This is a genomic window from Streptomyces sp. NPDC048650 (genome assembly GCF_043199095.1).
Taxonomy (GTDB): Bacteria; Actinomycetota; Actinomycetes; order Streptomycetales; family Streptomycetaceae; genus Streptomyces.
Genome location: NZ_JBICVM010000008.1, coordinates 72,712 through 93,443, shown reverse-complemented (window position 1 = coordinate 93,443; position 20,732 = coordinate 72,712). Strand labels below are relative to the sequence as shown.

The following is a 20,732-nucleotide window of genomic DNA, read 5'->3' as shown; positions in this document are numbered from 1 at the left end:
ACGATGCCCCCACCTGCACTCCCGACGAGCTCATGGAGATCAACGCCGCCCGCGCACTCGCCGGAGCCGGCACCTGCTTCGTCGGCATCGGACTGCCCAGCACGGCCGCCAACCTCGCCCGCCGCACCGTCAATCCGGGCCTCGTCCTGATCTACGAGTCCGGCACCATCGGCTCCAAACCGGACCGGCTGCCGCTGTCCATCGGCGACGGCGAACTCGCCGACACCGCCGACGCGGTGGTGTCCGTACCGGAGATCTTCAACTACTGGCTCCAGGGCGGCCGGATCGACGTCGGCTTCCTCGGTGCCGCGCAGGTCGACCGGTTCGCCAACATCAACACCACCGTCGTCGACCGCGGCCCCGGCAGGCCCGAGGGGCGGCTGCCCGGCGCGGGCGGCGCCCCCGAGATCGCGGCCAACTGCGGGCAGGTGCTGATGGTGCTCCGGCACAGCCGCCGCAACTTCGTCGGCAGGCTCGACTTCGTCACCACCCTCGGCCACGGCGCCGGCCCCGCCGACCGCGCGGCCCTCGGCCTGCCCGGCGCCGGGCCGACCGTGGTCATCACCGACCTCGGCGTGCTCCGCCCCGACCCGCGGACCGCGGAACTCGTCCTCACCGCCCTGCACCCGGGAGTGACGGCCGAACAGGTACGGGACGCCACCGGCTGGGACCTCAAGGCGGCCGAACGGCTCGGCGTCACCGACCCGCCCACCGCCGCCGAACTCGCCGCCCTGCGCGCCCTGAAGGCGGCATCGTGAACACCGCCCGCCACCACCGGAGAAGACCCCACGACCGGAGAAGACCCCACGACCGGAGAAGACCCACGACCGGGAAGACCCCACCACCCACGCGCAGCGCACGGAGAGGGCACCCATGACCCCACCCACCCCACCGCACGGCGGCATCCCGGCCCCGCTCTCGGCCCCCGGCGGCCCCCCGGCACCGCGCCCCGCCACCCAGTCGGAGATCGCCCGCGAGATCGCCGACCTGGCGGCCGCCGACCGGGACCGCGCCGCCGCCCGCCCGGCCCCCGCTCACCCGGACCGGAACTACGCCCCGTACCGCAGCAGCGCCGCCCGCCACCCCCGCCGCCCGCTGATCGAGATCGACACGCTCGCCGACCCGGAGGCTGTCGAACTGACCGGCCCCGCCTTCGGCGTCACCGACGTCACCGACCTCGACGCCGACCTCACCCGGCAGCACGCCGGCGAACCACTGGGCGAACGCATCACCGTCACCGGCCGCATCCTGGACCGCACCGGCCGTCCCGTCCGCGGCCAGCTCGTCGAGCTCTGGCAGGCCAACGCCTCCGGTCGCTACGCCCACCAGCGCGACCAGCACCCCGCCCCGCTCGACCCGAACTTCACCGGCGTCGGCCGCGCGCTGACCGACCCCGACGGCCGTTACACCTTCACCACCGTCAAGCCCGGCGCCTACCCCTGGCGCAACCACCACAACGCCTGGCGTCCGGCGCACCTCCACTTCTCGCTGTTCGGCTCCGCCTTCACCCAACGCCTGATCACCCAGATGTACTTTCCCGGCGACCCGCTCCTTCGCCACGACCCGATCCTGGCCTCGGTCACCGACCCCGCCGCCCGCGCCCGGCTGGTGGCCGCCTACGACCACGAGCTGTCGCGCCCCGAGTGGTCCCTGGGCTACCGCTGGGACATCGTCCTCGACGGCCCGTCCGCCACCTGGACCGAGGAAGGCCGCTGATGTCCGTCGCCCCCCGCCCCCACGCGGCACTGCCCCCGACACCGTCCCAGACCATCGGCCCGTTCTACGGCTACGCCCTGCCGTTCCTCGGCGGCGAAACGATCGCGCCCACTGGCCACCCCGACACCCTCACCCTGCACGGGTACGTACGGGACGGCACCGGCGCGCCGGTGCCGGACGCGCTGCTGGAGTTCTGGCAGACCGGCCCCGACGGCAGCCCTCCGGGTGCCCCCGGGTCGCTGCGCCGCGATCCGGTCACCGGCGCCGTCATCGGCCGCAATGGCGTCGACTTCACCGGCTTCGGCCGCGTCCCCACCGATGCGGACGGCCACTACGCCCTCCGCACCTTGCCCGCCACCGCCGCCGCCACCACCGCCTCCACCGGGAGCGCCGGCGCCGCGCCCTGTCTCGCCGTCTGCGTCTTCGCCCGCGGGCTGCTGCACCACCTCTTCACCCGCGTCTACTTCCCCGAGCACGCGTCCGCCAACGCCGCCGATCCGCTGCTGTCCCGACTCCCCGCGGACCGCGCGCGCACCCTCCTCGCCCGCGCCGAAGGCCCCGCCCGCCACTACCGCTTCGACGTCCACCTCCAGGGCACCGAGGACGGCACACACGAGGAGACGGTCTTCCTTGCCTTCCGATGAGCGGTCGGAGTCGACGGCCCCCCTCCCGACGGCCGATGCCGCCGACGCAGCCGATGCCGCCGATGCCGCCGACGCAGCCGATGCCGCCGATGCCGCGGACCTGGGGCTGCTGAGTCCCTCCTGGGCCGGCTCCGACGTCGCCCGGCTGACCGGCGACACGGCGTACCTGCGGGCCATGCTCGACGCCGAGGCCGCCCTCACCCGTGCCCAGGCCGCCGTCGGACTCGCCCCCCGGCAGGCGGCCGCCGCCGTCACCGCCGCGGCGCACGCGCACGACCCGCGCACCCTCGCGACACGGGCCCGCGCCGCCGGCAACCCGGTCGTCCCGCTCGTCGCCGACCTCACCGCCGCCGTCGCCGCGCGTGACCCGCATGCCGCCGAACACGTCCACCGGGGCGCCACCAGCCAGGACATCCTGGACACGGCCCTCATGACGGTCGCCGCCCGCGCGCTGGACGCCGTCCGCGCGGATCTGGCCCGCACCGCCGGTACGCTGCGGGCCACGGCCGCCGAACACCGCGACACGCCCATGGCCGGCCGCACCCTCACCCAGCACGCCGTGCCCACCACCTTCGGCCTCAAGGCCGCCGGTTGGCGCAGCCTCGTCCTCGACGCCCACGACCGGCTCACGGCCGTCCGCGCGACGCTGCCGGCCCAACTGGGCGGCGCGGCAGGCACTTTCGCGGGCTTCCACGCCTACGCCGAGGCCGACGGCGGGGCCGGGCCGGGCCCGAGGGACGAACCCGGCCCGGCCGACCGGCTGGTCGCCGCGTATGCCGCCGAAACCGGCCTCGTCGAACCCGCCCTGCCCTGGCACACCCTGCGCACCCCCCTCGCCGACCTCGCCGGGGCGCTCGCCTTCACCGCGGGCGCCCTCGGCAAGCTCGCCGCCGATGTGCTGACCCTCTGCCGTACGGAGATCGGCGAACTCGCCGAGGGCGCCGCGGGAGGCTCGTCCGCCATGCCGCACAAGGCCAACCCGGTGCGCGCCACGCTGATCGCGGCCGCCGCCCGCCAGGTTCCCGCGCAGACCGCGGTGCTGTACGGGTCCCTCGCCGCCGAGGACGAACGTCCGGCCGGCGCCTGGCACGCCGAATGGCAGCCGCTGCGCGAGGCGTTGCGGCTGGTGGGCGGCGCCGCACGGGACGCGGCCGAGCTGACCGCGGGGCTGCGCGTGCACCCGCACCGCATGCGGCGGAACCTCGACGCGACCGGTGGCCTGGTCGTCACCGAACGTCTGGCCGCCGTCCTCACCCCGCTGCTCGGCCGCGCCGGGGCTCGCCGCACCCTGGACGCGGCGGCCCGGAGCGTCACCCGGGACGGCACCGGCCTGTTCGAGGCACTGCGCCCGGCCGTGGCGGGCGTCCTCGCCGAGGACCGGCTCCGCCAACTCCTCGACCCCACCGCGTACACGGGCTCCGCGCCCGCCCTCGTCGACCGCGCCCTGGCCCGCCCCACGCCCCGCCCGCAGGAGCCCACCCCATGACCCACCCACCCGCCGCCCGGCCCGAGCCGCACGCCGTCGACGGCCCCCACGACGCGCCGCCGCTGATCCTGGGCCCCTCCCTGGGCACCTCCCACACCCTCTGGGACCCCCAACTCGCCGCACTCGTCGGGCGGTTCCGCACCGTCCGCTGGAACCTCCCCGGCCACACCGGCCCTCTCCCCACCGCCCCCACCACCACCACCACCGTCCCCGGCCTCGCCCGCCGCGTCCTCGACCTCGCCGACTCCCTCGGCATCGACCGCTTCGCCTACGCCGGCGTCTCCCTGGGCGGCGCCGTCGGCGCCTGGATCGCCGTGCACCACCCCGCGCGGCTCACCTCGCTCGCCCTGATCTGCTCCTCGGCACGCTTCGGCCCACCGGCCGCCTGGCACGACCGGGCCGCACTCGTAAGGGAACGGGGCACCGGCCCGATCGCCGACACCGCCGCCGCCCGCTGGTTCACCCCCGCCTTCGCCGGCACGCCCCGGGCCACCGCCCTCGTCGACGCGCTCCGCCGCACCGTGGCGCCGGCGGGCTACGCCGCCTGCTGCGACGCCCTCGCCGCATACGACCTCCGCGCCGACCTGCCGCGCATCGCCGCGCCCACGCTCGTCGTCGCGGGCCGTGCCGACCCGGCCACCGGGCCCGCACACGCCCGCGCACTCGCCGACGGCATCCCGGACGCGACCCTGCGCGAACTTCCCCGTGCCGCCCACCTCGCCAACGTCGAGCGGCCCGCCCCGGTGCGTACGGCCCTCCTCGCCCACCTCACGGAAGGAACGGACCGGTGATGGGCGCACACCACACCACGGTCGGCATCATCGGCGGCGGTCCCGCGGGGCTGCTGCTCGCGCGCCTGCTGCACCGGTCCGGCATCGACTGCGCCGTCCTGGAGAGCCGCGACCGGGGCTACGTCGAACAGCGGCAGCGCGCGGGCATCCTCGAACAGGGCACGGCCGATGTGCTGCGCGCCTGCGGCGCGGGGGAGCGGCTGGACCGGGAGGGCCTGGTCCACGACGGCATCGAGCTCCGCTACGACCGGCGCGCCCACCGCCTCGACCTCCCCGCCCTGACCGGCGGCCGCCGCGTCACGGTCTACGCCCAGACGGAGATCGTCAAGGACCTGATAGCCCTCCAGCTCGACTCCGGCCCACCGCTGCTGTTCGGCGCCCGGGCCCTCGCCGTCACGGGCGCGGACACCGCGAGCCCCCGCATCCACTACCGCCACGAAGGCCGCGAGCACACCCTGAGCTGTGATTACGTCGTCGGCTGCGACGGCTTCCACGGCATCACCCGCAGCGCCGTCCCCGAGCGCGAACGCCGCACCTACGAACGCCGCTACCCCTACTCCTGGCTCGGTGTGCTCGCCGACGCCCCGCCGTCCTCCGACGAGCTGATCTACGCCCACTCCGCGCGCGGCTTCGCCCTTTTCAGCATGCGGTCCCCGGCCGTCAGCCGCCTCTACCTCCAGGTGCCCAACGGCACCGACCCGGCCGACTGGCCCGACGACCGCATCTGGGACGAACTGGAGGCCCGCGGCGCCGTCGACGGGCCCTGGCAGCTCGTCCGCGGACCGATCACCGCCAAGTCCGTCCTGCCGATGCGCAGTTCGGTCACCGAACCGATGCGCCACGGCCGCATCCTGCTGGCCGGCGACGCCGCGCACATCGTCCCGCCCACCGGCGCCAAGGGCCTCAACCTCGCCGTCGCCGACGTCACCGTCCTCGCCCGCGCCCTGGAGCACCTGCACCGCACCGGCTCCGCCGAACTCCTCGACGCCTACTCCGCCACCTGCCTGCGCCGCGTCTGGCGCGCCGAACACTTCTCGTACTTCATGACCACGACCCTGCACGCCCCCGAGGGCCGGCCCTCGTTCGAGACCCGCCTGCAGCGCTCCCAGCTCGACCGCATCGCCACCTCTCGGCACGCCGCCGCCGAACTCGCGGAGAACTACGCGGGGTTGCCGCTGAGGTGAGAGACGCCGGGCCCGCCGGAAAGGCGGGGGACAGGCGGCGGGCACGGTGGAAGGTTGGCGCCATGCTCGATCACTTGGCGATTCAGGTACGCGACATCACGGCGAGCGCGCGCTTCTACGACGCGGTCCTGGCGCCGCTCGGCGGCAGACGGACCAAGGAGTTCGGCGCGAACATCGGCTTCGGCACGACGGGGCACGACCTCTGGCTCGTCCCCGCCGCCGACGGCGCCCCGGCGCGCGAGATCCACCTCGCCCTCGCCGCGGGCGACCGCGCGGCCGTCGACGCCTTCCACGCCGCGGCCGTCGCGGCCGGTGCCGAGTCCCTGCACGCCCCGCGGCGGTGGCCCGAGTACCACGAGGCGTACTACGCCGCCTTCGTCCGCGACCCCGACGGCAACAACATCGAGGCCGTCTGCCACACGTCGTAGCCCGCGGTCACCGCGGACCGGCGACCTCAGGGTGGGCCGGCGTCCGGAACCGCCGGGACCGGTCGGCCGGTTCACCCGTCGCCGTGCCCCCGCCGGTACCGCACCAGCAGCATCGCCGCGTCGTCGTGCAACGGCCCCTCGACATGCTCGACCAGGTCCTCGCGCACCGCGCGCAGCGCCCCTTCGGGGTCGGGGTCCTTCAGCAGCGCGGCGCGTTCTTCGAGCGGATAGAAGCGGCCCGCCGCGTCGCGGGCCTCGGTGACGCCGTCGGTGTAGAACAGCAGCTGGTCACCGGGGGCGAACGGCACCGTGTACGGCAGGGGAGCGCCGGGGCCGTGGTCGCTGAGACCGAGGGGGAGGGCGCGGTCGGGCGGGGCGGCGTAGCCGACCGCCCCGTCGGGACGGACGACGAGCGGAGCCGGGTGGCCGAAGTTGAGGAGCGTGGCGTGCGGGCCGTCGCCGACCTCGGCCAGCACCGCCGTCACGAACCGTTCGCCGGCCAGATGCCGGTTCAGCGCCCGCTCCAGCCGCTCGCCGACCGCGGACAGATCCGGCTCGTCGTGCGCCGCCTCACGGAACGCCCCCAGCACCACCGCCGCGGTCTCCACCGCCTCCAGTCCCTTGCCCTGCACATCCCCGACGATCACCCGCACCCCGCCGGGCGAGGTCACCACCTCGTACAGGTCCCCGCCGATCCGCGCCTCGGCCACCGCCGAGGTGTACGACACGGCAATCCGCAGCGGCCCCGCGCCGCGCGGCACCGGACGCAGCAGGACCCGCTGCGCGACCTCGGCGATCGACCGGACGCTGGCCAGCTCCGCCTCACGGCGCTGGCGCATGACCGAGGCCACCACCCCCGCCGCGGTGACCCCGGCCACCGTCAGCAGCGCGGTCAGCCCGCGCCGCCCCTCGAACAGTTCGCTGTAGAGCCCCAGACCGGTACAGAGGACGGCCGCGATCAGCCCGACCAGGGCCGTCCGCCGCCAGCCGCCCACCAGCCCCGCGAACGCCGGCCCCAAGGACACCAGCGGCAGCAGGCCGAGCCCCGGACCCACGAGGAGGTCCGTCGCGCAGACCGCCGCCATCACGGCGTACGGAAGCGCGAACAGCACCCGGGAACCGGTGCGCTGCTCTGATTTCGACACGGCCAAGGCGTACTCCGACGGGGGCATCATGGGCGGGACGGTGCGGGGGAAACCGCCCCCGACCTGAGCATATGCGCCATATGCCGGAACGAAATACCGTGCAGACGGGCTGTTATCAAATTGCCGTCGAGCGGGACGTGCCGGGACGTGCCGGGCGGGGATCTTACGGACCCATGACGCACCCGCCGCCCCGCGCGCCGGAACGCCCCGCCGCGCCTAGCGTGACCGGCATGCGTGTACTGGTCACCGGCGGCGCCGGATTCATCGGATCGCAGGTCGTCGCGGCACTGGCGGAGCGCGGCCACGAACCCGTCGTCCTCGACGTGCTGCTGCCTGCCGCCCACCCGGAGCCGCCCCCGTCACCGCCGGGAGTGCGGCGCATCGTCGCCGACGTACGCGACCGCGCCGCCGTCGCCGAGGCCCTGCGCGGCATGGACGCGGTCTGCCATCAGGCCGCGATGGTGGGGCTGGGCAAGGACTTCGCCGACGCGCCCGAGTACGCCGCCTGCAACGACCTGGGCACCGCCGTCCTCCTCGCCGAAATGGCCGCCGCCGACGTCGGCGCGCTCGTCCTGGCCGGGTCGATGGTCGTCTACGGAGAAGGGCACTACAGCTGCCCCGGCCACGGCGTGGTGCGACCCGGCCCGCGCACGGTGGCCGACCTGGACGCCGGCCGGTTCGAGCCGCGCTGCCCCGCCTGCGGCGCACCGCTGCGGCCGGGCCCGGTCGGCGAGGACGCCCCCGTCGACCCCCGCAACGTCTACGCGGCGACCAAACTCCATCAGGAGCATCTGGCCGCCGCCTGGGCCCGCACGACCGGCGGCCGGGCCGTCTCCCTGCGCTACCACAACGTCTACGGGCCCGGGATGCCACGCGACACCCCCTACGCCGGTGTGGCCGCGTTCTTCCGCTCCGCACTGGCCCGCGGCCAGGCACCGGCCGTCTACGAGGACGGCGCCCAGCGGCGGGACTTCGTCCATGTCCACGACGTCGCGTCGGCCAACGTGGTCGCGCTGGAAGCCCTGGCGGACCGCGAGCCGGGAACCCTGCGCGCCTACAACACGGGCAGCGGGCAGCCGCACACCGTCGGGGAGATGGCCCGGGCCCTCGCCGCGGCGTGCGGTGGCCCGGAGCCGGTCGTCACCGGCGAGTACCGGCTGGGCGACGTCCGCCACATCACCGCCTCCTCCGAGCGCATCGCCGACGAACTGGGTTGGCGGGCACGGACCGGATTCGCCGAGGGCATGGCCGACTTCGCCCGCGACGGGATGCGTGCCGCCCCGTCCCGGACCCGCCCCACCGCCGGCCGGCCGGCCCCGGTGGACGTGGTGCTCCCCTGCCTCGACGAGGCCGCCGCCCTGCCCTGGGTGCTGGCCCGCATCCCGGAAGGCTGGCGCGCCATCGTCGTCGACAACGGCTCCACCGACGGTTCCGCCGCCCTCGCCCGCAGCCTGGGCGCCACCGTCGTCCACGAACCCCGCCGCGGCTTCGGCGCCGCCTGCCACGCCGGACTGCTGGCCGCCGACGCCGACGTCGTCTGCTTCTGCGACTGCGACGCCTCACTCGACCCCGGCCTGCTCGCCCCCTTCGCGGTGGCCGTCCGCGACGGCGGACACGACCTGGTGCTGGGCCGCCGCCGCCCGCAACAGCGCGGCACCTGGCCCCCGCACGCCCGCCTCGGCAACTTCGCCCTGAGCCGGATGCTGCGCCGCCGCACCGGCCTGCGCCTGCACGACCTCGGCCCGCTGCGCGCTGCTCGGCGCACCGCACTGCTCGGCCTGGACCTCACCGACCGGCGCAGCGGCTACCCGCTCGAGATGGTCGTCCGCGCCGCCGACGCGGGCTGGCGGATCGTCGAACGCGACGTCCCCTACCGCCCCCGCACCGGCCGCTCCAAGGTCACCGGCACCTGGCGCGGCACCTGGCACGCGGTCCGCGACATGCGCGCCGTACTGCGCCGGCCGCCGCTCGCCGCCCCCACGCACCGGAAGGAGACGGCCAGGTGAACCGGCCCGCACACCGTCCCGAGCCTGCCGGGCCCACCGGCCCGACGACTGTCCTGGTCATCGCCAAGGAACCGGTCCCCGGCCGGGTCAAGACCCGCCTCACCCCGCCCTACACACCCGACGAGGCCGCCCAACTGGCCGAGGCCGCCCTGCACGACACCCTCCAGGCCGTCCGCGCGATGCCGGCCCGGCGCCGCGTGGTGGTGCTCGACGGCCGCCCCGGCCCCTGGCTCCCGGCCGGCTTCGACGTCCGGCCGCAGCACCCGGGCGGCCTCGACGAACGCCTCGCCGCCGCCTTCGCCGACAGCGTCGGCCCCACCCTGCTCCTCGGCATGGACACCCCGCAGGTCACCGCCGGTCTCCTCGCCGCCGCCCTGGCACCGGACGGCTGGCAGCGCTGCGACGCCTGGTTCGGTCCGGCCGACGACGGCGGCTTCTGGGCCCTCGGACTGGCCGCACCCGACCCCGCACTGCTGCGCGGCGTCCCCATGTCCACCGCCCGCACCGGAGCCCTTCAGCGCGCCCGCCTGACCGCCGCCGGACTCCGTGTGAGGGACCTGCCGCCGCTGCGCGACGTCGACACCGCGGCCGACGCCCGCCTCGTCGCCGCCCTCACCCCCCAAGGGCGCTTCGCCGCCACCCTCGCCCGACTGACGGCGGTCCCCGAACGATGAACCCCACCACAGAACGCGCCCCCACCTGGGGCGCCGACCCCTACGCCGACGCGCTGCGCAGCGGCCGCGGCCCACTGTTCCTGCGCCGCCCCGACGGCTGGCTGCTGCCCCTGGACGTCGAACGCTGGTGCGCCCGGGCCGACGCCGCCGACCGGTCGGCGCTGCGCCGCTGCGAAGGCACCGTCCTCGACATCGGCTGCGGCCCCGGCCGGCTCGTCGCCGCACTCGCCGCCCAGGGCCGGCAAGCCCTCGGTATCGACGTCAGCGAGGCCGCGGTCGCCCGCACGGCCGCGGCCGGCGGCACCGCCCTGTGCCGCTCGGTCTTCGATTCCCTTCCGGAGGAAGGCAGTTGGGGCACCGCCCTGCTCCTCGACGGCAACATCGGCATCGGCGGCGACTGCCGCGCCCTGCTCCGGCGCACGGCCGAACTGCTCGCCCCGCACGGCCTGCTCATCGTGGAGACCGTCCCCGCGGACGTCGACGAGCGGGTCCAGGTCCAGGTCGCCGGGGGGCACGGCCACCAGGGCGGCCTCTTCCCCTGGGCCCGGGTGGGCACCCCCGCACTGCTGCGCCACGCGGCGGCCACGGGCTGGACCCCCGCCGAGCGGTGGTGCGGCACCGGCCCCCCGGCACCCGCGGATCAGCGGCCGGGCGCCGAACGCCGCTTCGTGGCCCTGCGCCGCCGCACCCGCACCACCGAGGCCCGCACCCGCACCGCGCTGCCCCGCAGTCGGGGCGCCGCCCAACGGCCCAGCAGCAACAGCGCCGACGCCGCGAACAGCACGGCGGTCACCAGCAGCCAGCGGGAGAGGAAGACCCCGCCGGGCAGCCCCGTCGCCAGCGTGTAGGACGTCGTCCCGCCCCCGCCGCCCGCGATGAGCGGGAACCACACCAGCAACAGCAGCGCCGACAGGGCGGCCGGCACCCGGACATGGCCCGTCCATGCCCGGTGCCGGCCGGTGCCCGCCGTGACCGCGCACACCACCCGATCGGCCAGCGAGTACAGCGGCAGCAGCACCAGATCGTGCAGCAGCGCCGCCCCGGCGAACCACGCCACGACGAGCGGCCACGGCCCACCGCCCAGCAGCCGCAGCCCCGCATAGCCGGCCAGCGCGAACGAGGCGAGCATCAGCACCAGGTGCAGCGGACCCTCGCCGTACCAGCGGCGCCGCCGCACCCGCGAAAGCCACTCCGCCCCCGTCACGACACCCTCCCGAACGTCAGCCGGGCCACCCACTTGGTGTTGAGCACCCCCGGTGCCGCCGGGACGATGACCCGCGCCGGATGCCCGTGGTCCTCGGACAGCTCCGCGCCGTTCACCCGCAGCGCGAGCAGCGAACGCCCGTCCCGCACCTGATGGGCACTCAGTGCCGCCCGCCGGAAGGCACCGTGCAACTGCAACGACTCCACCAGCACCTCCGGCGGCCGGTCACCGGCTCCCACCAGCGCGGCGAGATCACGCAACCGCACCCCGCCCCACAGCTGGTCATCCGTCGACCAGCCCTCGACACAGGCGATCGGCAGCGCCGACTCGTACTGCGGCAACCGCAGCAGCTCCGCCCGGTCCAACCGCACCTGCCGTCCGCCGCCCTCCACCGTCAGCCGCCAGTCGTCCCCGGTGTCCCGCGACCGGATCCCCGCGTACGCCGCGGTCTTGTTGATCTGGAACCCGTCCGGGCCGCTCCCCGGATCGGTCCCACCGTGCGGCGCCAGCAGGGCCGTACGCCGCCACCACCCCCCGACGCTCTGGCCCGCCGTCGTCCCCAGCAGCAGCAACGCCCCGCCGCCCACCAGCCACAGCGCACCCCGCCGCGAAACCGTCGGCGCCGCCGGCCGCGGCGCGACCAGCCCGGTGTCGTCCGCCTCCGGCGCCGGATCCCGGCGCTCGCGCAACGCCCTGACGGTCCGCGGGATCCGCAGTACGACATGCGCGACGAACGCGGCGATGAACACCCAGGCCCCGTAGAAGTGCAGCGGATAGAACGACCCCGGGAAGAGATAGTCCAGCTGGATGTTGAGAATCCCCGTGACGAACTCGAACAGCGCCCCGCCGACCAGCAACAGCAGCGACAGCCGCTCCAGCGCATGCCCCACCGACCGGGCCGGCGGCAGCGCGAACAGCTTCGGGATCACCGACCAGAGCTTCGCCAGCAGCACCGGCACCAGCGTCACACCGAGGGTGACGTGCACCCCCTGGGTCACCCGGTAGAGCCAGTGCGGACTCGTCGGCCAGGCGAACAGGTAGAACCCCAGCAGGCCCTTGCCGGGGGTCTTGTCGTTGACGCCCCCGGCCAGATCCGGGCTGTACGCCGCGTACGACAGCAGACCGGTCACGAACAGCACGGTGACACCGGCCAGGAGCACGACACCGAGCAGCGCCGTCAGCCGGGGACCGCGCAGCGGACTGCGCCAGAACGACGGTGAGGCGGGAGAAGGGGCAGCGAAGTGATGGGCACGCATGATGTGTCCTCGACGGTCCGCGCGACGAGTTCCGCCGCAGTGGCCCCGACCGTACGCCCCGGCGGGTGCCTCCAGGGGGTGGCGACCCATGACGAAATCCTGACGTCGCCGCCGCCGGGCGGCCCCGGCGCCCCACCCGCGCCCTAGCGTTCCGCTGTGACCACTCGTGTGACCCCCGAACGCCGTGTGCCCCCCGAAGAGCGTCGTGTCCGGCGCGCCGACCTGCTGGCCGCCACCGCCGGCACCCTCCTCGTCACGGCGGTCGCCCTCATCGGCACCGTCATCGAGCGCGCCAACGGCAGCCTGCACGTCAACTGGCCCCCGCTGTACGCCTCATGGTTCCCGCACCTCGGCCCCGGCACCCCCGCCGCACTCGCCCTCGCCGCTCTCGTCATCGCCTACGGCCCTCCACTGGCCACCCGGCTGCCCTGGCGCGCCCTCCTCCTCACCAGCTGGCTCACCGCCATGGCCTGGACCTGGTCACTCGCCCTGATCGACGGCTTTCGGACCGGCATCTCCCGCCGCCTCACCACCCCCTACGAATACCTGACCGTCATCGACCGCTTCACCCGCCCCGGCCCCGCACTGCGCGACTTCACCCACCACATCCTCAACACCTCCCCGGACCACTGGCCCGCCCACGTCGCCGGCCATCCGCCCGCCGCGGTCCTCACCTTCGTCGGCCTCGACCACATCGGCCTCGCCGGCGGCGCCTGGGCGGGTATCTGGTGCATCACCCTGGGCACCTCCGCCACGGCCGCCGTCCTCATCGCCCTGCGCGCCCTCACCGACGAGCCGACCGCGCGCCGCGCCGCACCCTTCCTCGTCCTCGCCCCCGCCGCCGTCTGGGTCGGCACCTCCGCCGACGGCTACTTCGCCGGCGTCGCCGCCTGGTCCCTCGCCCTCCTCGCCCTGGCCGCCACCCGCACCACCCGCGCCCCCGGGGCGGCCGCCCTCGCCGCCGGCCTCCTCTTCGGCCTCACCTGCTACCTCTCCTACGGCCTCACCCTCATCGCCGTCATCGGCGCGGCAATCCTGCTCCTGGGCCGCACCGCCCGCCCGCTGCCCCTCGCCCTGGCCGGTGCCGCGGCCGTCGCGGCCGGCTTCACCCTCGCCGGCTTCTCCTGGTGGGAGGGGTACCGCCTGTTGGTCGAGCGGTACTACCAAGGCGCCGCCGCGGTCCGCCCCTACGCGTACTGGATCTTCGGCAACCTGGGCGCCACCGTCCTCGTCACCGGTCTCGCCACCGTGGCCGGGCTGCGGCACGCCCTGACGGCCGCACCCCCGGCACTGCGCCGGCTGCGGCTCCGGCCCCCGGGGACGGCCGCCGGCCGCCTGGCCGTCCTCGCCCTGGCCGCGCTCCTCACCCTGCTCGCCGCCGACCTCTCCGGCATGAGCAAGGCGGAGACCGAGCGCATCTGGCTGCCGTTCGCCGTCTGGCTGCTGCCCGCGACCGCCCTGCTGCCCGCCGCCCGGCACCGCCACTGGCTGACCGCCCAAGCGGTCCTCGCCCTACTCGTCAACCACCTTCTCTACACCGGCTGGTGACGACCAGTCGGGATAGCTGGACCAGGCGAACAGCGAACGGCTGGCGCTCACCCGGCCCGGGCGCAGGATCCGGATCGGGCCGCGATTGCAGGCGGGACAGTCGGCGCGGGTCAGGGGGGAGGCGACCCGCACCCCACGGACGAAGTACTGGGCACGCGGCTGGCCCGACAGATCGGTGACATGGCGGATCTCGTACTCCTCCTCCCACCCGTAACCGCAGTGCAGGCAGACGAGGGAATACGCCTCGTGACCGGTCTCGGCGTTGTCCATGGTCACCACCGCCTCTCACCGCGCCCCGCGCCTACCTCGCGCCGAACACGGAACCATGCCGCATTCATCCATTATTGCTCCGGGTAACGGCATTCGGGCACCGAGCGGGAACCAGCTTCGCCTGCTCCCGCGCACGAGGCTGCCACCAGGGGAAACGCCGCCACCCGATATAAAGGCGGAATGGGGCCCGACGCCAATCCCGAACATGATCACCACCTCGACAGCGACGTCGAGGAGGTGATCGCCGCGGTGCTGACCGCATCCCGGCTGCTTGTCGCGATATCCGCCCACGCCCTCGCCGAGACCGAGCCCACGCTCACCCTCCCCCAGCTGCGCACCCTCGTCGTGCTGGACAGCCAGGGCCCGGTCAAGCTCGCCTCGCTCGCCACCGCCCTGGGCGTCAACCCGTCCACCGCGATGCGGATGGTCGACCGCCTGGAGGCGGCCGGCAGCGTCCACCGGCAGGCCAAACCCGGCAACCGCCGCGAGATCGTACTGAACCTGACGCCCAAGGGTCGGGCCCTCGTCGAGCGGGTCGTCTCCCACCGCCACGCAAGGATCGCCGACATCGTCACCCGGCTCCCCGCCGCACAGCGCACCGGACTGATCACCTCACTGCGTGCCCTCACCGACGCGGCCGGCGAACCCCGCATCGCACCGCGACCGGCACCGCCGCCCGAATCGGCCGCGCCGTAGCACCCCGATCGGACGGCCGCCCCGCCCCGGGCTCGGGCCCGCACCGCGTCAACTCCGGGCCCGCCCCACCGCCTCGTACACCGCCGAGATCAGCCCCATGTTGCGCGGATCGGCATCACCGGTGGCACCACTGCCGTACCTGTTCATCACATACGCATAGGACAACCGATTCTCCGGATCGGCGAAGGCGTACGACCCACCCGCACCGCCATGCCCGAACGCGCGCCGGTTGGGACCGGCCTGGCCCTGGTGGTTGAGCATGAAACCCAGCCCCCACTGCCGCTCCGTCCCCGGCGGCGCCAGCGCGTCGATCGCCAGATCCGGCTCGTGCGGCAGACTCTGCGCCGTCCGCATCGCCTCCAGCGTGCCGGACCCCACCAGCCCCCCGCCCGCCAGCGCCCCGTAGACGGTGGCCAGGCCGTGCGCCGAGGCGTGCGCATTGCCCGCCGGGATCTCCGCCGAGCGATAGGCGGCACTGTTGACATCACCGGTGGGGATGTACGTCAACGCCAGCATCACCGCCGCCAGCGGATGGTCGGTCAGCGCCCGGAACGGCGGCCGCGGAAGGCCCGGGAACCGCGCGGCGATCCGCGCCTCGTCCAACTGCCCCACCATCTCCGCACACCGCGCGTGCTCCTCCGCCGGCGTACCGATGAACACCCGCGCGCCCAGCGGTTCCGCGATCTCGCTGCGCAGGAACGCCCCGAGCGACTGCCCGCTGATCCGCCGCACGACCTCACCCACCAGGTAGCCGAACGTCACCGCGTGGTACCCCTGTGCGGTGCCCGGCTCCCACCACGGCGGCGCGGCGGCCAGCGCCGCACACACCCGGTCCCAGTCGTAGGCGTACCGCGCCGCCAACGGCTCCCGGGGTGCGATCACCCCCGCCCGGTGGCTCAGCAACCACCGCACCGGTATGTCCTGCTTGCCGGCCTGCGCGAACTCCGGCCAGTAGCGGGCCACCGGCGCGTCCAGCTCCAACTGGCCCCGGTCCACGAGGAGATGGGCGCACAACGCGGTCATCCCCTTGGACGTCGAGTAGACGTTCACCAGAGTGTCGCGCTCCCAGGACCGGGTCCGCGCCGCGTCCGCGTGCCCGCCCCACAGATCGACCACCGGCACCCCGTCCACGGTCACCGCCACCGCCGCGCCGACCTCCCCGGGCGCCCGGAAGTTCCGCTCGAAGACCTCCCGCACCCCCTCGAACCCCACCGCACAGTGCCCGCTCGCCACGACTTCCCCCACGTCGACCATGCTGCTTCTCCCTCAGGTGGCTCTCGCGCGGATGGTTCCGGTACGGCCGGTTCGGCCGGGCCGGCTGCGGTCGGTTCGCCCCGGTGGTTCCGGTGCACATTGCTCTCGCGTGACCGCTGCGACCGCGTGACCGCTGTGACCGCTCCGGCGTGGACGTCCCGTACGGGATGATCCGTCCGGGTCGATGCCCGTGGCAACTACGGGGGCCCCGTACGGCTCAGTGGAGCGTGTATCCGGCGCTCGCGGCGCGGCCCGGACAGCCCGGCACGCCTTCGTGGCCCCCGTACCCCGGACCCGAAATCCCGCGTATCCGCCGAAGCGGCCACCGCAAAATGGAGACCACGACCGAGAGAGGGAGACCATGACCGAGCACTCGACCCGCCCCCGGCCGGCCCCGCGTCCGCACCCGGTCGAGGCCCTGATCGTCGTCGACGCGCAGGCGGCCTTCGTCACCGGGCGGGAGGCGGTGCCCGAGTCGGCCCGGGTCCTCGACCGGGCCCGCGACCTGATCGCCCGTGCCCGCGCCGCCGGGGCTCTCGTCGTCCAGCTGCAGAACGACGGCCCGCCCGGAGCCGTCGACGAACCGCACACCCCCGGCTGGGAACTCCATCTGCCCGTCGCCCCCGGCCCGTTGGAGACCGTGGTCCGCAAGACCGACGACGACGGCTTCGCGGACACCCGCTTGGGTGCCCTGCTCGCCGATGCCGGTGTCCGGGCGCTGGCCGTCTGCGGCGTGCTGTCCGAGATGTGCGTCAGCGCGACCGCCCGTACGGCCCTGGCGAACGGGTTCCGCGTCGTCCTGCCGCACGACGCGCACGCCACCTACGACATCCCCGCGGCCCACGGCATCAGTGGCATGGTCCCGGCCGCGATGTCCTCCCGCGCCGCCGAATGGGCCCTGGGGGACGAGGTCGAGATCGTCGCCCGCGCCGCGGACGTGCCGTTCACCGGTGCGCCGCGCCCGCCGGGACGGATCCGCCCGCCCGCCGCCGAGACCGCGCCCGGGGCGGCCCCCTGAAACGGGTGGTCTCCTCCATGCGCGGAGGGCGGGCACGGCACGATCCGGCCGCAGCGGGGCGGTCGCCGCGGGGCGGTCGCAGTGGGGCGGGCCCGGAAACCCGGGCCCGCCCGGCCGGAACTGGGCCCACAGGGGCCAACGGTGGGGGAGCGGTGGCGATCTGCCGCCGGCTCCGGACGCAGGCCCTCAGGCCCCTCGGCCGGGGCGCTCACACGGCCGACCACCGCCCCCGGCCGCCACGTCCCGCCCCGGACCGTGGGCTCACGCGGACCTACCATCGCCGCATCGGACCCGCCGGATCGGACCAGGGGAGGGCAGGATGGACCGCAACATCCGCACGATGGACGACGTACTCAGGCTGCTGGACGGCCTGTTCACGCCGGACGCCGACCGTTGGACGCCCGACGCCGCCACCTGGTGGGACGGCTTCTACGCGGACCGCTCCAGGTCGGTGCCGTTCTTCGTGGCGAAACCGGACGAGAACCTCGTTTCGTACCTCGACCGGGGTCTGATCGCCCCCGGCCGTGCCCTCGACCTGGGCTGCGGCCCCGGCCGCAACGCCCTGCACCTCGCCTCGCTGGGCTTCGCGGTGGACGCCGTCGACCTCTCCCCGGCGGCCATCGCCTGGGCCGAGGACCGCGCCCGGGAGGCGGGAGGGGCGGCGGCCGGAATCCGCTTCCACCGGGGCGACGCCTTCGCCCTCGCGGACACCGAACTCGGCGGCCCGTACGACCTGATCTACGACTCCGGCTGCTTCCATCACCTGCCACCGCACCGCCGCGTCAGCTACCTCGGCCTCCTCGAGCGGGCCCTCGCCCCCGGCGGCCACTTCGCCCTCACCTGCTTCACGGCCGGCGCGATGGGCTCCGAACTCCCCGACGCCGACTTCTACCGCCAGTCCCGACTCCACGGCGGACTCGCCTATCCGCCGGACTCCCTGCGCTGGATCTTCTCCGACCTGACAGAGGTCGAACTGCGCCCCATGCGCGGCGAGCCACCCGAGTCCCCCTGCTTCGGCGAACCCTTCCTCACGACAGCCCTCTTCCGCCGCGACCCCGGGCGGTAGCCCCCGCGGGAGGTTCGCCCACCGTCCTCTCACGACTCCCCCAACCGATCACCCCAACCGATCACCCCACCCGACCGCCACGCGCACCCCGATTACAGAGAGTAACTTTCTGGGGCTGTGCTGAACAGTTGCGCCCGTTCACACCACTCGTTCGAGTCTCCGGTCGCACACAGCGGGCCATGGGGCGAGCCTGGAAGCGTCCGGCTCCCAGAGGAAGGCCCCGACAGTGAACAGCGCGGAAGAGGCGTCACAGGCGGAACAGGCGAAAAGCCCCGAGCACTCGGACGAGGTCGTGGTGGAGGTGGTCGGCTGCGCGACGCAGGACGCGCATGCGGTCTTCAGCGCGCTGCGGGATTCCTTCGCCTCCGACCGTGCCGCGGACGACGTGCCGACCGAGGTGGCCGGTGCGACCACGACCGTGTGGACCGCGACCGTCGACGTCAGCGAACTGCGGGCCGAGGCCGCACCACGGCCGCTGACCGAGCCGGTGACGGTCGAGGTGCAGGGCGGCTACTGGGCGGTGGCCCGGCTGCGCGAGAGCCTGACGCACGCGTTCGCGGTACGGATCGTCGGCACGGCAGCCGGCGACCAGGAGCAGGAGGTCCAGCTGCGGCTGGAGACCCGCTGAGCGGCCGGGAAGCCGGGGCGGAGCCGCATCGGAAGCCGGACCGGGAGAAGCCGGGCGGGACGGAAACACGCCGTGTCGAATCGCTGGACGGCCGGAAGGACCGAACGAGTGGAGTCCATCAACCAGCCCGCCGACGAGGCCGGGCCGCCCCGGTCGGCGACCGGGGCCCGATCCCACCGGTCCGCGGTGTATCTGCGGGTCAACGGGACGACCTACACCGTGACCGTGGACCACCGGACCACGCTCCTGGACGTCCTGCGCGAGCGCTTCGATCTCACCGGCGCCAAGAAAGGCTGCGACCACGGTCAGTGCGGCGCGTGCACGGTGCTGGTCGACGGGCGGCGCGCCAACAGCTGCCTGCTGCTGGCCGTGGCACAGGACGGACGGCACCTCACCACCATCGAGGGCCTCGCCGACGGCGAGCGGCTGCACCCGCTCCAGGAGGCGTTCCTGGAGCGGGACGCCCTGCAGTGCGGCTACTGCACCCCCGGGCAGATCTGCTCGGCGGTCGGCGCGCTCGCGGAGGCGGCGGACGGGTTCCCCTCGCACGTCACGCCGTACGACGCGGAACCGGGGGCGCCGGTGGAGCTCACCGCCGACGAGATCCGCGAGCGGATGAGCGGGAACCTGTGCCGGTGCGGTGCCTATCCCCGCATCGTCGAGGCGATCGCCGATGTCGGAGAGGCGCGGGTGAGGTCGTGAAGCCGTTCGGATATGTGCGCGCCGGCAGCGTGGACGAGGCGCTGCAGGCGGTGCGGGAACAGCCCGGGGCGCGGTTCCTCGGCGGGGGCACCAACCTCGTCGATCTGATGAAGCTCGGCGTGGAGACGCCGCGGCTGCTCGTCGACGTCAGCCGGCTGCCGCTCGACCGGATCGAGGAAGCGCCGGACGGCGGGCTGCGGATCGGTGCGATGGTCCGCAACAGCGATCTGGCCGCGGCCGCCGCGGTGCGCGAGCGGTATCCCGTACTCTCCCAGGCGCTGCTGGCCGGCGCCTCGGGGCAGTTGCGGAACACCGCGACCACCGGCGGGAACCTCCTGCAGCGCACCCGCTGCCCCTACTTCCAGGACGTGTCCAAGCCCTGCAACAAGCGGGCACCGGGCACCGGTTGCCCGGCCCGCGAGGGCGCGCACCGCGACCTCGCCGTCCTGGGGCACTCCGAGCACTGCGTCGCCACCCAGCCGTCGGACATGGCGGTCGCCCTCGCCGCCCTGGACGCGACCGTTCACCTGTACGGCCCCGACGGCGAACGCAGCGTGCCGGTGACCGACTTCCACCGGCTGCCCGGTGACCGGCCGGAGCGGGACACCGTCATCCGACAGGGCGAACTGATCACCGCCGTCGGGCTTCCGCCGGCCCGTCCCGGCGCGCGCTCGCGCTACCGCAAGGCACGCGACCGGGCGTCGTTCGCCTTCGCCCTGGTCTCCGTGGGGGCGGTGCTCGTCCTCCAGGACGGCGCCGTGCGGTATGCGGCGCTGGCGTACGGCGGGCTCGCGCACCGGCCGTGGCGGGCCCGCGCCGCCGAGGCCGTGCTGCAGGGTGCGTCGGCCACCGAGGACACCTTCGCGCGCGCCGCCGAAGCGGAACTCGCCGCCGCCAGCCCGCTGCGTGAGAACGGCTTCAAGGTCACCCTGGCGCGGAATCTGACGGTCGGGGTCCTCGCCGATCTCGCGGCCCGCGCTTGACCACCCCGTCGCCCCGTCCCGAAAGCCCCCACC

At 74.8% G+C, this 20,732-nt stretch carries 21 protein-coding genes and 1 pseudogene; 18 read left to right on the top strand and 4 right to left on the bottom strand.

Going from position 1 to position 20,732, the window contains the following annotated elements:
- Positions 1 to 32: 32 nt before the first annotated feature.
- The 7 genes from ACGFML_RS23270 to ACGFML_RS23240 all read left to right on the top strand — a co-directional run bounded on the left by ACGFML_RS23270 (position 33) and on the right by ACGFML_RS23240 (position 6,249).
- Positions 33 to 758, top strand: a complete 726-nt coding sequence (locus ACGFML_RS23270; RefSeq protein WP_393547008.1) for a CoA-transferase subunit beta — start codon at positions 33 to 35, stop codon at positions 756 to 758.
- A gap of 115 nt (positions 759 to 873) precedes the next feature.
- Positions 874 to 1,716: a protocatechuate 3,4-dioxygenase subunit beta gene (gene pcaH / locus ACGFML_RS23265; RefSeq protein ID WP_393546573.1), complete on the top strand. Its 843-nt coding sequence runs from the start codon at positions 874 to 876 to the stop codon at positions 1,714 to 1,716.
- Entirely contained in the window at positions 1,716 to 2,360 is a 645-nt protein-coding gene (gene pcaG, locus ACGFML_RS23260; RefSeq protein ID WP_393546571.1) for a protocatechuate 3,4-dioxygenase subunit alpha, read from the top strand. The genes pcaH and pcaG overlap by 1 nt, the downstream gene beginning before the upstream one ends.
- A gap of 100 nt (positions 2,361 to 2,460) precedes the next feature.
- A complete protein-coding gene (gene pcaB, locus ACGFML_RS23255) occupies positions 2,461 to 3,846 on the top strand; it encodes a 3-carboxy-cis,cis-muconate cycloisomerase (protein WP_393547006.1) in 1,386 nt (461 codons plus the stop codon).
- Positions 3,843 to 4,637, top strand: a complete 795-nt coding sequence (locus ACGFML_RS23250) for an alpha/beta fold hydrolase (RefSeq protein ID WP_393546569.1) — start codon at positions 3,843 to 3,845, stop codon at positions 4,635 to 4,637. The genes pcaB and ACGFML_RS23250 overlap by 4 nt, the downstream gene beginning before the upstream one ends.
- Positions 4,637 to 5,821 carry a 4-hydroxybenzoate 3-monooxygenase gene (locus tag ACGFML_RS23245; protein WP_393546567.1) on the top strand — a complete coding sequence of 395 codons (1,185 nt, stop codon included), beginning with the start codon at positions 4,637 to 4,639 and terminating at the stop codon, positions 5,819 to 5,821. The genes ACGFML_RS23250 and ACGFML_RS23245 overlap by 1 nt, the downstream gene beginning before the upstream one ends.
- A gap of 62 nt (positions 5,822 to 5,883) precedes the next feature.
- Positions 5,884 to 6,249, top strand: a complete 366-nt coding sequence (locus ACGFML_RS23240; RefSeq protein ID WP_393546565.1) for a VOC family protein — start codon at positions 5,884 to 5,886, stop codon at positions 6,247 to 6,249.
- 71 nt (positions 6,250 to 6,320) lie between these two features.
- On the opposite strand, the gene ACGFML_RS23235 is transcribed toward ACGFML_RS23240, so the two are convergent.
- Positions 6,321 to 7,421, bottom strand: a complete 1,101-nt coding sequence (locus tag ACGFML_RS23235; RefSeq protein ID WP_393547004.1) for a PP2C family protein-serine/threonine phosphatase — start codon at positions 7,419 to 7,421, stop codon at positions 6,321 to 6,323.
- Between the two features lie 203 nt (positions 7,422 to 7,624).
- Here ACGFML_RS23235 and ACGFML_RS23230 point away from each other — a divergent pair.
- The 4 genes and pseudogenes from ACGFML_RS23230 to ACGFML_RS23215 all read left to right on the top strand — a co-directional run.
- A pseudogene (locus ACGFML_RS23230) lies at positions 7,625 to 8,668 on the top strand (NAD-dependent epimerase/dehydratase family protein); the annotation flags it as partial.
- The gene (locus ACGFML_RS23225) at positions 8,663 to 9,400 is read left to right on the top strand and encodes a glycosyltransferase family 2 protein (protein ID WP_393547003.1); all 738 of its coding nucleotides are present in this window, start codon (positions 8,663 to 8,665) and stop codon (positions 9,398 to 9,400) included. The pseudogene ACGFML_RS23230 and the gene ACGFML_RS23225, both read left to right, overlap by 6 nt.
- Positions 9,397 to 10,074: a DUF2064 domain-containing protein gene (locus ACGFML_RS23220; RefSeq protein ID WP_393546563.1), complete on the top strand. Its 678-nt coding sequence runs from the start codon at positions 9,397 to 9,399 to the stop codon at positions 10,072 to 10,074. The genes ACGFML_RS23225 and ACGFML_RS23220 overlap by 4 nt, the downstream gene beginning before the upstream one ends.
- Positions 10,071 to 10,922: a class I SAM-dependent methyltransferase gene (locus ACGFML_RS23215; RefSeq protein ID WP_393546561.1), complete on the top strand. Its 852-nt coding sequence runs from the start codon at positions 10,071 to 10,073 to the stop codon at positions 10,920 to 10,922. The genes ACGFML_RS23220 and ACGFML_RS23215 overlap by 4 nt, the downstream gene beginning before the upstream one ends.
- Before the next feature lie 352 nt (positions 10,923 to 11,274).
- Here ACGFML_RS23215 and ACGFML_RS23210 read toward each other — a convergent pair whose 3' ends face one another.
- A complete protein-coding gene (locus ACGFML_RS23210) occupies positions 11,275 to 12,534 on the bottom strand; it encodes a molybdopterin-dependent oxidoreductase (protein ID WP_393546559.1) in 1,260 nt (419 codons plus the stop codon).
- A gap of 156 nt (positions 12,535 to 12,690) precedes the next feature.
- Here ACGFML_RS23210 and ACGFML_RS23205 point away from each other — a divergent pair, with 156 nt between their 5' ends.
- A complete protein-coding gene (locus ACGFML_RS23205; protein WP_393546557.1) occupies positions 12,691 to 14,082 on the top strand; it encodes a hypothetical protein in 1,392 nt (463 codons plus the stop codon).
- On the opposite strand, the gene ACGFML_RS23200 is transcribed toward ACGFML_RS23205, so the two are convergent.
- Positions 14,047 to 14,352, bottom strand: coding sequence for a hypothetical protein (locus ACGFML_RS23200; RefSeq protein WP_393546555.1), 306 nt, complete (start codon positions 14,350 to 14,352; stop codon positions 14,047 to 14,049). The two genes, ACGFML_RS23205 and ACGFML_RS23200, sit on opposite strands and share 36 nt — an antisense overlap.
- A gap of 180 nt (positions 14,353 to 14,532) precedes the next feature.
- Between ACGFML_RS23200 and ACGFML_RS23195 the strand changes: the two genes are divergently transcribed.
- Complete coding sequence (locus tag ACGFML_RS23195; RefSeq protein ID WP_393546553.1) at positions 14,533 to 15,048, top strand: MarR family winged helix-turn-helix transcriptional regulator; 516 nt, start codon at positions 14,533 to 14,535, stop codon at positions 15,046 to 15,048.
- A gap of 48 nt (positions 15,049 to 15,096) precedes the next feature.
- Here ACGFML_RS23195 and ACGFML_RS23190 read toward each other — a convergent pair whose 3' ends face one another.
- On the bottom strand, positions 15,097 to 16,302 hold the full coding sequence (locus ACGFML_RS23190) for a serine hydrolase domain-containing protein (RefSeq protein ID WP_393546551.1): 1,206 nt from the start codon (positions 16,300 to 16,302) through the stop codon (positions 15,097 to 15,099).
- Between the two features lie 361 nt (positions 16,303 to 16,663).
- Between ACGFML_RS23190 and ACGFML_RS23185 the strand changes: the two genes are divergently transcribed.
- The 5 genes from ACGFML_RS23185 to ACGFML_RS23165 all read left to right on the top strand — a co-directional run bounded on the left by ACGFML_RS23185 (position 16,664) and on the right by ACGFML_RS23165 (position 20,699).
- Positions 16,664 to 17,320, top strand: a complete 657-nt coding sequence (locus ACGFML_RS23185) for an isochorismatase family protein (RefSeq protein ID WP_393546549.1) — start codon at positions 16,664 to 16,666, stop codon at positions 17,318 to 17,320.
- 319 nt (positions 17,321 to 17,639) lie between these two features.
- Positions 17,640 to 18,386, top strand: a complete 747-nt coding sequence (locus ACGFML_RS23180) for a class I SAM-dependent methyltransferase (RefSeq protein ID WP_393546547.1) — start codon at positions 17,640 to 17,642, stop codon at positions 18,384 to 18,386.
- Positions 18,387 to 18,612: 226 nt separating this feature from the next.
- The gene (locus ACGFML_RS23175; protein ID WP_393546545.1) at positions 18,613 to 19,014 is read left to right on the top strand and encodes a hypothetical protein; all 402 of its coding nucleotides are present in this window, start codon (positions 18,613 to 18,615) and stop codon (positions 19,012 to 19,014) included.
- A gap of 117 nt (positions 19,015 to 19,131) precedes the next feature.
- Positions 19,132 to 19,716, top strand: a complete 585-nt coding sequence (locus ACGFML_RS23170; protein WP_393547002.1) for a (2Fe-2S)-binding protein — start codon at positions 19,132 to 19,134, stop codon at positions 19,714 to 19,716.
- A complete protein-coding gene (locus tag ACGFML_RS23165; RefSeq protein ID WP_393546543.1) occupies positions 19,713 to 20,699 on the top strand; it encodes an FAD binding domain-containing protein in 987 nt (328 codons plus the stop codon). Before ACGFML_RS23170 ends, ACGFML_RS23165 begins: the two co-directional genes overlap by 4 nt.
- Positions 20,700 to 20,732 lie beyond the last annotated feature (33 nt).

Excerpts from the sequence above, each read along its gene's own strand:
- ACGFML_RS23270 (WP_393547008.1), top strand. The coding sequence starts at position 33 with ATGGAGATCAACGCCGCCCGCGCACTCGCCGGAGCCGGCACCTGCTTC.
- pcaH (WP_393546573.1), top strand. The coding sequence starts at position 874 with ATGACCCCACCCACCCCACCGCACGGCGGCATCCCGGCCCCGCTCTCG.
- pcaG (WP_393546571.1), top strand. The coding sequence starts at position 1,716 with ATGTCCGTCGCCCCCCGCCCCCACGCGGCACTGCCCCCGACACCGTCC.
- ACGFML_RS23250 (WP_393546569.1), top strand. The coding sequence starts at position 3,843 with ATGACCCACCCACCCGCCGCCCGGCCCGAGCCGCACGCCGTCGACGGC.
- ACGFML_RS23245 (WP_393546567.1), top strand. The coding sequence starts at position 4,637 with ATGGGCGCACACCACACCACGGTCGGCATCATCGGCGGCGGTCCCGCG.
- ACGFML_RS23240 (WP_393546565.1), top strand. The coding sequence starts at position 5,884 with ATGCTCGATCACTTGGCGATTCAGGTACGCGACATCACGGCGAGCGCG.
- ACGFML_RS23235 (WP_393547004.1), bottom strand. The coding sequence starts at position 7,421 with ATGCCCCCGTCGGAGTACGCCTTGGCCGTGTCGAAATCAGAGCAGCGC.
- ACGFML_RS23225 (WP_393547003.1), top strand. The coding sequence starts at position 8,663 with ATGCGTGCCGCCCCGTCCCGGACCCGCCCCACCGCCGGCCGGCCGGCC.
- ACGFML_RS23215 (WP_393546561.1), top strand. The coding sequence starts at position 10,071 with ATGAACCCCACCACAGAACGCGCCCCCACCTGGGGCGCCGACCCCTAC.
- ACGFML_RS23210 (WP_393546559.1), bottom strand. The coding sequence starts at position 12,534 with ATGCGTGCCCATCACTTCGCTGCCCCTTCTCCCGCCTCACCGTCGTTC.
- ACGFML_RS23200 (WP_393546555.1), bottom strand. The coding sequence starts at position 14,352 with ATGGACAACGCCGAGACCGGTCACGAGGCGTATTCCCTCGTCTGCCTG.
- ACGFML_RS23195 (WP_393546553.1), top strand. The coding sequence starts at position 14,533 with ATGGGGCCCGACGCCAATCCCGAACATGATCACCACCTCGACAGCGAC.
- ACGFML_RS23190 (WP_393546551.1), bottom strand. The coding sequence starts at position 16,302 with ATGGTCGACGTGGGGGAAGTCGTGGCGAGCGGGCACTGTGCGGTGGGG.
- ACGFML_RS23185 (WP_393546549.1), top strand. The coding sequence starts at position 16,664 with ATGACCGAGCACTCGACCCGCCCCCGGCCGGCCCCGCGTCCGCACCCG.
- ACGFML_RS23180 (WP_393546547.1), top strand. The coding sequence starts at position 17,640 with ATGGACCGCAACATCCGCACGATGGACGACGTACTCAGGCTGCTGGAC.